Here is a 12,287-nt window from a genome sequence, read left to right on the forward strand (position 1 = left end):
ACTTGAAAAGTGCGAACATAAAAATAGTTTCATCAATATTCTCCTTTATAAATCCCGACTTGTTACTCACATTATATCATATTTTTTCTTCAGTTACATCCACCAAATTTTAGTACACTGCCATTCGGCTTGCTTCTGTAACCGGCATCCGTTTAATCTTCTCCTGCATTTCTTCCTCGGTTGTAGTAGATTCCTGCCAGCCTCTGTTCACGATCATTTTTCTGGATCTTCTGTTGGTTCTGGAAGTCTCCGGCTGCTTTTCCTATAACGGTATGGGTTTCCGTCTGAAACTTCCGTTCCGGATTTTTCTTTGTGGATACAGAAAGCTCTTTTCCATTAATAGAACCGTTTATAACAACATATCTTTCACGCATTTACTCCGATAGTCACTCGGCGATATTTTGTATCTTTCTTTAAATGTTCGGTTAAACGTTCTTTGACTTTCAAATCCACTATCCAGTAGGAATCCGAATCACCAATGCTCAGATTTTACTTGAAACAACAACTTATTCCATCAATGAGATTTCTAAGATTGTCGGGTATGATAACCAGCTTTATTTCAGCCGACTCTTCCACAAGCTAAAAGGATATTCACCTAGAGAATACCAAAAGATAAGAAATAAGTTCTGAAAACCATAATATTATAAAAATCCAATTTATTTAAAAAGAGGATTAAAAATGTTACATTCCTAGTTTTCTTATCACAAGTTGCTTCTAATACATGATTCCCCTTAAATAAAAGATAATATAAAAAGGTCACTTTACCCATTTTGAGGGATGTAAAGTGACCTTCTCTTAGTCAAATATAATGCCGTTCCTTTCTTCGCAAACCTTTACAGAAAGTACAAGCATCCATGTTTCGTTTTTGATAAAGAATCCGTTGCTTTGGTGAGCACTTATAATCGTGTGTACACACTGGCATCGAATTCGATGCAGAAGAATAGCGCCTCACTTTGGCAAAGCAGGGCGCTATTCTCTGTTACAGGAAAAATTAGGTTATTCTCCCATGATCTGAACCGTATATTTTCTTATCTTCAGTCCATCGAACTCCACAAAATAAATATCCTGGGCACTTCCGCCCGCTGTTTTTCCATCTATTACCGGAAGCACACAATGATTTCCGCAAAGCATTGACTTCAAATGTCCCGGGGCATTTCCGCTGCAGGTTCCATAGCTTGGAAGCATATGGGTATGCACGTAATCTCCGTCTGTTGGTATCAACCGTTCCAGCGTCAGTTCAATGTCCTTTTCCACACAGGGAAGGCTTTCATTTATCATAATCGCCGTAGTCGTGTGCATGGATATGACAAAAACAACTCCCGCTGTGATTCCGCTGGCAGCCACGTCCTTTTGCACCTGATCTGTGATTTTTACCATTTCAAATTCCTGTCTGCTGGCAATTTCATGCGTATAAGATTTAATAATCATAGCCTCTTCCTTTCATTCCCAGAAACACTTCCGCATTCTCTCCCAGGATTTTTTTCAGCACATCTGGACGAAGATTTAGTTTTTCCAGACCGTCCTTTGTTCTGACCTGGCGAAATCTGGGGAGGTTGGATCCATACATCACCTTATCCATCAGATTATTCTGCAGCCATCCCGGAGCCATATTTTTCAAGAAAATCTGTTCATAATAGTTTTTGGGGCTGTCCATAAATACCGTCGCCGTATCTGTATAAACATTGGGATACTTTAACAACAGCATGCACAGCTCATCCACCCAGGGCCATCCCAGATGCGACAGGCAGAACCGAAGCGTCGGATATTCCACGGCGATATCTTCAAACAAAATCGGACGTGTATATTTTGACGGGGAATCCGGTTCCCAGCTGAAGCCGCTGTGAAACAGTACCGACTTGTCATACTTTGTGCACAGATCTAATAACGGTTTTAACCGTCTGTCATCCGGATACATATTTAAATGGGATAAATTCAGCTTCAGACCCATCAAATTCAGCTTTTCAAACGCGTCCTTCAGTTTTTCTGCCGCACATTCCTCTCGCGGATCGACACTGGCAAAGCCGATAAAGCGTTCCGGAAACAATTCTACGATCCTCTTTACTTCTTCGTTTGACACAATCGGCTGTCCCATCGATGCAGAATAATCTTCCGCAAGAATTACCGCCCGATCCACTCCGGCATGATCCATCACAGCCATGACCTGCTCCATGGGCACAGGAGATGATTTGTACAGGCCAAACGCCTTCTTTCTGAAATTCACCCTGTCCGAATCTGTACAGATCGGACCAAATAACACCGGGTGTACATGTACATCAATAATCACGAAACGACAACTCCTTTCTCTCCAAAGCTTCCTTTACACATGATAAGGTTCAAATATACTGACAATCTCAGCAGCCTTTTTCGCGCCGGAAAGCATACATTCCGGTATGCTCCTGCCCCGAAGAACTCCGCTCATAAAGCCGGCGCCATAGGAATCTCCCGCGCCTACGGTATTCACCAGCTTCGGTGCCGGTATGCACGGCTGTCGATAAAACTCTGTTCCGTCAAAAGCCAGAGAGCCTCCTTCCCCAAACGTGGCAAGCAGCACCTCGGCTCCCATGGAACAGCCCATCCGCAAAAGCTCTCTTACCTCCTCGGTCTCCTCTTCAAATGAAAAAATACCATAATTGATATTTTTTAGAATGGTCGGAACATCCTCATGCCGATACCGCTTAGAAAAATCAAAATAGATCTTCGTTCCCTTGCTTCTCATGTCCTTCAGCAATCCTGTCACATTCCACGAAAGATCGGTATGAATGTAATCCTGTGTCCGGATAAAATCCATATCCTCTCCCGTTGGCTGATATGGAATCATGACTCCTTTTTCCGCCCTGTGATGCACCCGGTCTCTGCCATTTAACAGCATCTCTATCACTGCCGTCTGTCCCCCGGGAACAATGGTAACATGTCCGGTATCTACCTTCCTTTTCTGACACGCTTCCAGCATAGACTGTCCATAGGCATCATCTCCAATCGCCGTCACCACGGACGGTACAAGCTCGGGAACCAAATCCATCAGATTAAACATCAGATCGATTCCATTGCCTGTCGGGTAACTGATATTTAAGTTTTTGTATACATCAATGCAGGTGAATCCTACCGCTGCAAACCGCATAGCTGTTCCTCCCTCTGTTTATCTTCGTCACTGCATATACATTTTTAAATTCCGTACATTTTTCTTATCATGTTCAAACGGATTAAAATAATATGCGGCATCTGCTCCAAGCATTCCGGCATACGCTGCAAAATTCAGCGCCTGCCCCCCAGGAAACATGGTTTTTAAATGGATGTACTTATCACATACATTGTCCCCAATCCCTATTACCTTCATTTCCTCAGCTTCTTTAGTCGAATTCCTCTTCAATCGATTGATTATATATCATTATATAATGTTATGATATCATATTAGTGCTTCTGGATCATTTTGTCAATAGGATTTTATAAGAAAACAAAAAAAAAATGCGGCCACATTGAGCCTGCGCTCAACATGTCTGCATCATTCCTTTTTCAAATGAAGCGATTTGAAAATGTACTTTATTCTGTTTCGAAATAAAGTACATTCTGAAATAAAGTGCATTTTGAAATTTTTGTACTTTATGCTATAATCCTTGTATCTAAGCCATTTATTAACCACTAACTATAAAGTACAAAATTTTTTACTTTTAAATTTTTCGATGAAAAAGGCTAATTTCGTACTTTATTAAAAAAAGCAAAAAAGGCATCGTACAAAAATTTTAAAAGTTGAACACTTGAATTTCTCACAGTTTTCACAGAAAGGAAATGTTTATGATAAAAGGAACCTTATATGGTGTAGGAGTAGGTCCAGGCGATCCGCGGCTCATGACGTATCTGGCAGTTGACACGATTCAGAAGTGCCCGGTGATTGCGGTACCGGCGGATGGAAAGGAAAATGCAGTTTCCTATAAAATTGCCAGTGGGATTGTGGAAAATCTGGATGAAAAGGAATGCTTAAACCTCACTACTCCGATGACAAAAGATAAAGCTGTTTTAAATGCAGCATACCAGGCTGCCTCGAATCAGATTATAGAGCAGCTGGAACAGGGGAAGGATGTTGCCTGCCTCACGCTCGGAGATCCGACGATTTACAGTACCTATATTTATATCCATCGGATTGTAAAAGCACATGGTTATGCAACTGAAATCATTAATGGCATTCCGTCCTTCTGCGCGGTCAGCGCCAAGCTTCAGGACAGTCTTGTTGACCGCTCAGAACAGCTTCATATTATTCCGTCCACTTATGATATTGAGGCGGCGCTGGAGCTTCCAGGTACCAAGGTTCTGATGAAAGCAGCTTCCAAGATGCCGCTTGTCAAGGCGACCCTGAAAGAAAAGCATATGACAGGTACCATGATCGAAAATTGCGGTATGCCAGAGGAGCATATTTATCATAAAATCGATGAAATTCCAGATCGGGCAAGTTATTATTCGATTATTGTCGTGAAGGAAGGGAACCATGATTGAATTAAAGCATCTGACAAAAAAATACGATCATTTTCTGGCGGTCGAGGATCTGAACCTGAAAATTGAGACAGGCGAGTTCTTTGGGCTTTTGGGACCGAATGGTGCCGGAAAAACGACCACCATCGGAATGCTCTCCACTCTCCTGCTTCCGACTTCGGGTGAAATCTGGATCAACGGAGAGCTGCTGACCCGTCAGAAAAATCAGCTGAAACAAAAACTCAGTGTCGTTACGCAGGAATACTCGATGCGTCAGGATATGACGATGAACGAGATTATGGAATATCAGGGACGTCTTTATTATATGCCGATCAAAAAGATTCGGGAGCGGTCAGAGGAATTGCTGGAATTCTGCGGGTTGATCGATTATCGGAAGAGAACCGTCCGAAAGCTTTCCGGAGGCATGAAGCGGAAGCTGATGGTCTGCCGGGCACTTTTAACGGAACCGGAAATCCTTCTTCTGGATGAACCGACTGCAGGGATGGATGCATTTGCCCGCCGTCAGATGTGGAATCTTCTGAAAAAGCTGAATCAGCAAAAGCTTACCATTCTTCTGACAACGCATTATATGGAGGAAGCAGAAACGCTTTGTGACCGTGTCGGCTTTATGTGCGGTGGACGTCTGGAGGAAACAGATGCTCCGGGGCATATGATAGAGACGCTGGGGCGGTATGCGGTTGATGAGACTTCACCAGATGGGCTGAAATCACACTATTTTCATGGAAAGGAGGAGGCAATTCAGTATTTGTCCGCGTCAGAACAGGAAACAGCGCTTCGCAGTACGACATTGGAAGATGTATTTCTGGAGACAATCGGGCAGCAGCTGGAATGCCGGTAAAAATGGGTATTCTTACTGTGTTATGGGAAAAATGGGTAGAATTCCGGCGGGATTTTTATAAAATCACGCTGGCTGCCATGATTGCCCCTCTTTTATATATTCTGGTGTTTGGTCTTGGAATCCAGACCATGTCGCACGGACAATCGTATCTGAACTTTCTGATTCCGGGAGTGGTTGCCCTGACGACCATGAACGGCAGTTTCAATGCTATCGCCCAGAATTTAAACGTCCAGAGATTGTACGAAAAAGCATTTGACCAGGTCATCATCTCTCCTACCCCGCTGTGGCAGTTCATCGCGGGACAGATCATCGGCGGAAGTCTCCGGGGATTATATGCGGGAGCCGTGATTATTCTTCTGATTTTGCCGATCGGAACGGGGCTCTGTTTTAACGGCTGGTCGTTCCTTCTAATGTTTTTAAACGGATCTGTGTTTTCCACAATTGGAGTTGTGGTATCTTTTTATGCCAAAAACCATGCCGATGTGCCGCGCTTTTCGAATTACGTGATTATGCCGATGGCATATCTGTGCAATACATTCTTTTCAGCCCGGAGTATGCCGGATGGTCTGCGCCAGGTGATTGAATATCTGCCGTTATCGCAGACCAGTGCGGCGCTTCGCAGCATCGCCAATCATGAGGCATTTTCTTATACAACGATTGGGATCCTGCTTCTGTATCTGGCGTGTTTTTCGGTTGCTGCGTTCTGGTTTCTGTATAAGAAAAAGAATTTATAAACACAGGGGAAGGAGTTTTCTGTCTATGAAAAAAATAGGTTTCATTCTTCTGGGAATCATTTGTATCTTATTTAGCAGCCGGTGGACGTTGACGGCACAGGCAGGGGCTGGAACGCTACTTTCCCTGGAGGATGGTGAATATGCCATCGAGGTAACGATGACCGGAGGAAGCGGAAAGGCTTCGATCCAAAGTCCTGCTCTTCTGACGGTGACAGATGGAACGGCATACATATCCATCACATGGAGCAGTTCCAATTATGATTACATGGTGGTAGATAATAGAAAATACGAGAATGAAAGTGCCAAGGACGCAAATTCTCATTTTACGATCCCTGTTTTGGATCTGACAAAAGAACTTACAGTCAGGGCGGATACACTGGCGATGGGAACGCCTCATGAAATCGAATATACCCTTCAATTCAATACCGCGTCGATTGCGTCTAAGAGCACACTTCCGCAGGAAGGGGCGAAACGTGTGCTGATGATGGCAGCCGTTATTATTATCGGTGGCGGGATTCTGAATCATATCGTAAATGAACGCCGGAAGCGGGATTATACGGGGAAACGCCGGATTTAAATTAAAAGGGATTCGTAACTGTTCAGTACCTTCACAGTCACGCGCAGTAAATGCGCAGACCTACTGAACAGTTACAGGGATTCTTCTTTAAAAACTAGATTCGGGAGCATCCCCTTTCAATGCTTTTATCTTATTTATTATTCAGCCTGCTTTTGTACATAAAACAGGCGAGAATCAAAGTCGCAGCTCTCTCTTCTACCATCCATATACTGTCCGGAAGAGGCGTCACTGGTAATCAATCCTAAATTCATCAGTTCGTCACCATAGTGGGTGCTTACGGCACTTTCATGTCCTTCTGTATATTCCGTGACATTGTAAAGATCGGATTCTTCCAGTCCCTGTAAATACAGCCGCGTAAACGGACCATTGGCTACATTTAGTGTCCGGTACCAGCCGACCAGGGCTTCTGTGCGGTCTTCACTGACTGCCATCCAGGCAGTGATATTGTTTTCAAACGGACTGGAAAGTCTGTAAAAAGTACCATACTGAATCAGGGACCGGTGCTGTTTCATAAAGGCGGTCTGAATTTTTAATTCAGATAGCTCATCTTCTCCGAGCTGTGCCAGATCCAGTTCATAGCCGAAAGTTCCGAAGAACGCGGTATTGGCACGTGTCCAAAGCGGTGTCTGACGATGAAGCTGATGATTCGGAGAAGCAGATACATGGGATCCCATCGAGCTGATCGGGTAACCATAAGAAGTACCGTATTGAATCCGCAGGCGTTCAATCGCATCTGTATCATCACTGATCCATCCCTGCGGTGCGTAATACAGCATACCTGCATCAAAACGCGCTCCGCCGCTGGCGCACGATTCGAACAGAATGTCTGGAAAGCGTGTGGTCAGCCGCTCATACATCTGATAAACCCCCAGAATGTAGCGGTGAAATACTTCTCCCTGCTGTCTGGCGGAAACTCCTCTGCTCCATACATCACTGAGACTTCGGTTCATATCCCACTTGATATAGGAAATGGAGGCACCTTCCAGAATCGATGCAATCTTTTCATAGATGTAATCAAGGATCTCCTGCCGGGAAAAATCCAATACATACTGGTAACGTCCGTGACAAGGCGTTCGCCCTGGAACCTGGAGGATCCAATCAGGATGCGTGCGGAATAAATCGGAATCGGCATTTACCATCTCCGGTTCGATCCAGAGACCAAACTTCATGCCGAGCGCTTCTATCTTCTGTGCCAGTCCGGAAAGACCGTTTGGCAGACGGTCGCGGTTTGCCTCCCAGTCGCCCAGTCCGGCTTTTGAACTGCTTCTGGCACCAAACCAGCCGTCATCTAAAACAAACAGCTCTATGCCGCATTTCTGCGCTCTGGAAGCCAGCTGTAGAAGTTTCTCTTCGGTAAAATTGAAGTAAGTTGCCTCCCAGTTATTGATCAGAATTGGGCGCTCGCGATCACGCCAGTACCCCCTTGCCAGTCGGCGCCGGTACAGCCGGTGAAAAGTCTGGCTCATGTCGTTAAGTCCCTGAGAGGAGTAAACAAGCACTGCCTCTGGAGTCTGGAAGCTTTCACCAGGGTTCAGCTCCCAGCTAAAGCCAAACGGATTAATTCCTATCATAAGACGGGTGGTTCCATGTGACTCCACTTCTGCCTGAGCCAGAAAATTACCGCTGTAAATCAAGCTGCAGCCAATGGCTTCTCCCTGAAATTCATCAGCCGAAGGGCGTTTTAAAATAATGAACGGATTCTGCTCATGGGAAGAATGTCCCCGGGTGCTGTCAATCGCCTGAATGCCATACTCAAGCCTGCGTGTGTGGAGTGCGCGCTCTCTCGCCCATGCCCCAGAAAACTGCATCCACTCATAATCGTGGTCAGGAAGATCCAGGCAAAGACTCATCGCGGTCTGAACCTGTACAGAAATGTCTCCCTGATTGGAAATAGAAGCACTTCGGGCAATGACACCGCCCTCGACAAATATTGTATATAAAAGATGCAGCTCCAGATTAGTATGGGTATCTTTTAACGTAATAATAAGAGTTTCAGCTTCCCCGTCCTGTTCAGTATAAGTAGCGGGAAGTCCCGGCAGTTTTGGCTTTCCGGATGTAACCTGATATCCAGTAAATTGAAAATCTGAATAGGTACTTCCATCATTCTGGAGAATCTCTACTGCCGGATGCCGGTAATCACCGCTTCCGTAAGTACCGTACTCCAGCTTAATATGTCCAAGTGAAAAGGTGCGATCGTTTTCATAGAGATAAGATGCCATGTCTCTGGGAGCTAATTCAAGAAGGTATGAGAAATCTTCCTTGTCACGAATCTTTTTCCCATAATACAGCTGTCCCATATGTCCGTTTGGAAGAACCATCATGATATAGCTGATGGTCTGGTTATATAAATGAAATATCTTCGATGATTCGTGATATACAATACTCATATCCTTATTTCCTCCTGTTCATCTGTCGCTTGTCATTTAATCAGATATAGACTGCTTGCTAAACTTTATTCTACCAGAAAATAGATTAAATGAACAGACTACGGACAGGAATATGGAAAATTCTATAAATTTGATTCTGTCTCTGTTATCGGTTGTGTGTACGTGTATGTGAACGGTAACGATTTATTTATAATAACGAATGGTCAGGTAATGCCCTGCGTCAATATGGTCATCCGAAAGACTGTTCATCTGGCGCAGCTCCCGTACATACTCCTCAACTGACTCCTCCGAATCTGCACAATATGTCTGAGCAATGCTCCAGAGCGTATCTCCATCTTTCAGATGAATACTGGTATAGTACTTTTCCGGTCTAGTATCTGCTTCTTCCTCAGCCATCACATACATCAGACTCCGTCCAAAAAAGCCCGAAAGCAGCATGATGAAAACAACAGCTAAAACCATAACACCTTTTTTCAACGTATACATTTTCAATCTTCTCCTCTCGTGTTTTGTTGGAATCGTCTTTTGGTATTCAAATCTGTTCTTAAAGAATGAGAAGAGATTTGAATATTATAAAAACGTCAGGAACATTTGTTCTATATGGCTACATTATACGATGCGAACAAATGTTTGTCAATGGTTTTGAAAGAAAAACGCAAACATTTGTTCGCGGCTTGCTACTGTTCACGCATACGTGCCCAGTAACGAAATTTTCTGTGGCTTCGCATTTAAATACGGCAAATTTCTGTTGCCACCACCTTTTCTTACGGTACTTTCGGTTTCAAAAGCGCCGTAAGAAAACGCGGCTTTGCTCGTAAGCAGCAGACACCTGCTCCCCATAAAAATCTAAATACTTTAGGTATATAGATTTTTATAAGGAATCATACATATTGCACAAAACTGCGCTGCTATTTCTGGCAAATATGGCCATAAAAGTCGATGAAACTATTCGCGAAAGCATCCTTTCACGAATAGTTGATAGTTTCATTCCTATTTTTACTATCGAAATCATAATCTATGTATAACAATAATTATGTATAACATATATATAACATATCACAGAATCAGATTGACGCCCTTGTGGTTTCATGATAATCTATATACATAAAATAAAGTATGACGCAATTTGAAATTTCAGTTTAAATCGAACGTTATAAGACTTGGCGCATGATCTTTGCAAAACACTTCTTTGAAATCAGTTTGATAAGCAGCGTATTATATCGCGTAACTGTCTACATGAGTATGAACCGTTACCATCTCGCAGCAAGAATGTCAGGGTATTAAACAAACAGGTAACTGTTCAGTACCTTCACAGTCACACGCAAAAATCCATTAAAAATTACCTACGGCAATGGGATTTTTGCCTGCTGACCCATGTTTTCGTACGGTCAGCGCAGTAAATGCGCAGACCTACTGAATAGTTGCATAAACAGTTACAAAAAAATAGATTGGAGAATATAGAATATGGGAGAAATTAAACAGGCAAACTTTCGAATCGATTCCGATACAGCGGATGCTTTCCGTGCATTTTGCGAACAAAAAGGAATGAACCAGGCCCAGGGCTTTGATCATGTGATGCAGGTGTTTGAGTTAAATCAAGCCAAATCCTCAATTCCGGGGAGAAGTGTCGAGATTGAGGAGTTTGAAACCATGGTTAAGTCCATCACCTCCGCATATCTGTATAGCTTGGAATTGAACCAGAATGCAGAAGCCAGAGCACGGGAGGAGTTCTCTTCTGAACTCCAGAGAAAAGAACTGCGCCTCACAGAGTTACAGAAAAAAGTAGAACAACTTCAAGCAGAAAAGAAAAAAATGGATGCGGAGTTCGCTTTGCTGACCAAGCAGGAACAGACACTCACCGAACAGCTAGAATCGCTCAGAAAAGGTGCTGCTGACCAGGAGCAGATCAACCAGATGCTGAAGGAGAAACTAGAAGAGGCACAAAATCAGCTGAAGAAAAATGAACATTCAAAAGAATCAGAAGAAATGCTTAAGAATGAGCTTTTACAATGCAAACAGGAGCTTCATGATACGGTACTTGCTCTCTCTCACTCTCAGAAGGAACAGGAGGTAAAGTCAGAGTCCTATCAGCATGCATCCGATCGGATTCTGGCACTTGAAACTGAAAATAAAGAATTACAGCAGAAACTCACAGAACTTACCCAGGAATTATCAAAACAAAAAGCGGATGCTGATGTGGGTCTTCAGCAATGCAAAGCCCAGGCGGAGCTTACGATGGAGCGTGCACTATTCAAAAAAGAACGGGAAATGCAGGAACTCCTTCGTCAGGCAGACAAAGAAAATGCCCGTCTGGAAGTGCTGCTTGAGCAGGCAAGAGAACAGCTTAAAAAAGAAAACATTGATAAAGACGAACAATAGTTTGCATTTTGCCCGAACATATGTTACTATATATAATATAATAAGGGCTTACTATAGGCCAAACCTTTCAGTGATTCAGCTGCTGGTCCCATCAGGTGGGCGTTCGACTTGTATCCTGCCAGAATCACTGTATATCCGATATTAAAAACATTTTATATACTTCATCGACAGGAGGAATCTATATGGCACAGGGACGTATTACAGATAAACAGAAAGAGATCTTGGAATTTATTAAAGCATGCATTTTAAAGAAAGGTTATCCGCCGACGGTACGTGAAATTTGTGAAAAGGTACAGCTTAAATCTACCTCTTCTGTCCACTCTCATCTGGAACAGCTTGAGAAGAACGGATATATTCACCGGGATCCGACGAAACCGAGAGCCATCGAGATCGTTGATGACACCTTTAACCTGTCCCGCCGCGAACTGGTGAATGTACCCCTTATCGGTACTGTAGCAGCCGGTGCGCCGATTCTGGCTGATGAGAATGTGGAGAACTATTTCCCGATTCCGGCAGAACTGCTTCCGAACAGCGAAACTTTTATGCTGAAGGTCCGCGGCAATAGTATGATCGATGTGGGCATCTATGACGGAGATCGTGTTATCGTGGAACAGACCAGTGTCGCAGAGAATGGCGAGATCGTGGTTGCACTCATTGATGATTCAGCTACCGTTAAGCGTTTCTTCAAGGAGAACGGTCACTATCGTCTCCAGCCAGAGAATGCAACCATGGATCCGATTATTGTGGATAAAGTACAGATTCTTGGCAAAGTAATCGGTCTGTTGCGCCTTATGCGGTAACACCTTGGTTTGCTGCCGCTTACCTTTCGCTTATTATCTGAAAATGACAGAAGCATTATGTGGCAAAATTTAACTCAAAAGCTCTATGCT

At 43.7% G+C, this 12,287-nt stretch carries 13 protein-coding genes and 1 pseudogene; 7 read left to right on the plus strand and 7 right to left on the minus strand.

Annotation, left to right across the window (positions count from 1 at the left end; genetic code table 11):
* Positions 1 to 349 precede the first annotated feature (349 nt).
* Positions 350 to 460: pseudogene (locus tag DW720_RS04505) on the minus strand (AraC family transcriptional regulator); the annotation flags it as partial.
* A gap of 11 nt (positions 461 to 471) precedes the next feature.
* Here DW720_RS04505 and DW720_RS04510 point away from each other — a divergent pair.
* Complete coding sequence (locus DW720_RS04510; protein WP_333489807.1) at positions 472 to 630, plus strand: helix-turn-helix domain-containing protein; 159 nt, start codon at positions 472 to 474, stop codon at positions 628 to 630.
* 366 nt (positions 631 to 996) lie between these two features.
* Here DW720_RS04510 and DW720_RS04515 read toward each other — a convergent pair whose 3' ends face one another.
* The 4 genes from DW720_RS04515 to DW720_RS04530 are packed head-to-tail and all read right to left on the minus strand — an operon-like array spanning position 997 to position 3,334.
* The gene (locus tag DW720_RS04515) at positions 997 to 1,428 is read right to left on the minus strand and encodes a secondary thiamine-phosphate synthase enzyme YjbQ (RefSeq protein WP_106999876.1); all 432 of its coding nucleotides are present in this window, start codon (positions 1,426 to 1,428) and stop codon (positions 997 to 999) included.
* Complete coding sequence (locus tag DW720_RS04520; RefSeq protein ID WP_106999877.1) at positions 1,418 to 2,284, minus strand: amidohydrolase family protein; 867 nt, start codon at positions 2,282 to 2,284, stop codon at positions 1,418 to 1,420. Before DW720_RS04520 ends, DW720_RS04515 begins: the two co-directional genes overlap by 11 nt.
* A 33-nt stretch (positions 2,285 to 2,317) precedes the next feature.
* Positions 2,318 to 3,118 (minus strand): PfkB family carbohydrate kinase, encoded by an 801-nt coding sequence (locus DW720_RS04525; protein WP_118491397.1) that lies wholly within the window; start codon positions 3,116 to 3,118, stop codon positions 2,318 to 2,320.
* 27 nt (positions 3,119 to 3,145) lie between these two features.
* A complete protein-coding gene (locus DW720_RS04530; protein WP_347560701.1) occupies positions 3,146 to 3,334 on the minus strand; it encodes a hypothetical protein in 189 nt (62 codons plus the stop codon).
* Between the two features lie 455 nt (positions 3,335 to 3,789).
* Here DW720_RS04530 and cobI point away from each other — a divergent pair, with 455 nt between their 5' ends.
* Genes cobI through DW720_RS04550 form a run of 4 tightly spaced genes read left to right on the plus strand, consistent with a single transcriptional unit; the run spans position 3,790 to position 6,631 of the window.
* Positions 3,790 to 4,485 carry a precorrin-2 C(20)-methyltransferase gene (cobI, locus tag DW720_RS04535; protein WP_265104113.1) on the plus strand — a complete coding sequence of 232 codons (696 nt, stop codon included), beginning with the start codon at positions 3,790 to 3,792 and terminating at the stop codon, positions 4,483 to 4,485.
* Positions 4,478 to 5,320: an ABC transporter ATP-binding protein gene (locus DW720_RS04540; protein WP_118491399.1), complete on the plus strand. Its 843-nt coding sequence runs from the start codon at positions 4,478 to 4,480 to the stop codon at positions 5,318 to 5,320. Before cobI ends, DW720_RS04540 begins: the two co-directional genes overlap by 8 nt.
* On the plus strand, positions 5,311 to 6,054 hold the full coding sequence (locus DW720_RS04545; RefSeq protein ID WP_243099697.1) for an ABC transporter permease: 744 nt from the start codon (positions 5,311 to 5,313) through the stop codon (positions 6,052 to 6,054). The genes DW720_RS04540 and DW720_RS04545 overlap by 10 nt, the downstream gene beginning before the upstream one ends.
* Positions 6,055 to 6,079: 25 nt before the next feature.
* Complete coding sequence (locus DW720_RS04550) at positions 6,080 to 6,631, plus strand: hypothetical protein (protein WP_118749301.1); 552 nt, start codon at positions 6,080 to 6,082, stop codon at positions 6,629 to 6,631.
* Positions 6,632 to 6,768: 137 nt separating this feature from the next.
* Here DW720_RS04550 and DW720_RS04555 read toward each other — a convergent pair whose 3' ends face one another.
* A complete protein-coding gene (locus tag DW720_RS04555) occupies positions 6,769 to 9,018 on the minus strand; it encodes an alpha-galactosidase (protein ID WP_118749302.1) in 2,250 nt (749 codons plus the stop codon).
* Between the two features lie 183 nt (positions 9,019 to 9,201).
* Positions 9,202 to 9,504 carry a LysM peptidoglycan-binding domain-containing protein gene (locus DW720_RS04560; RefSeq protein WP_022359414.1) on the minus strand — a complete coding sequence of 101 codons (303 nt, stop codon included), beginning with the start codon at positions 9,502 to 9,504 and terminating at the stop codon, positions 9,202 to 9,204.
* Positions 9,505 to 10,482: 978 nt separating this feature from the next.
* On the opposite strand from DW720_RS04560, the gene DW720_RS04565 reads away from it, so the two are divergent.
* Positions 10,483 to 11,397 carry a hypothetical protein gene (locus DW720_RS04565; RefSeq protein WP_118742543.1) on the plus strand — a complete coding sequence of 305 codons (915 nt, stop codon included), beginning with the start codon at positions 10,483 to 10,485 and terminating at the stop codon, positions 11,395 to 11,397.
* A gap of 182 nt (positions 11,398 to 11,579) precedes the next feature.
* Positions 11,580 to 12,197, plus strand: coding sequence for a transcriptional repressor LexA (lexA, locus tag DW720_RS04570; RefSeq protein WP_022359416.1), 618 nt, complete (start codon positions 11,580 to 11,582; stop codon positions 12,195 to 12,197).
* Positions 12,198 to 12,287: the final 90 nt, after the last annotated feature.

The organism is Clostridium sp. AM27-28 (assembly GCF_003480955.1).
Classification (GTDB): Bacteria; Bacillota; Clostridia; order Lachnospirales; family Lachnospiraceae; genus Otoolea; species Otoolea fessa.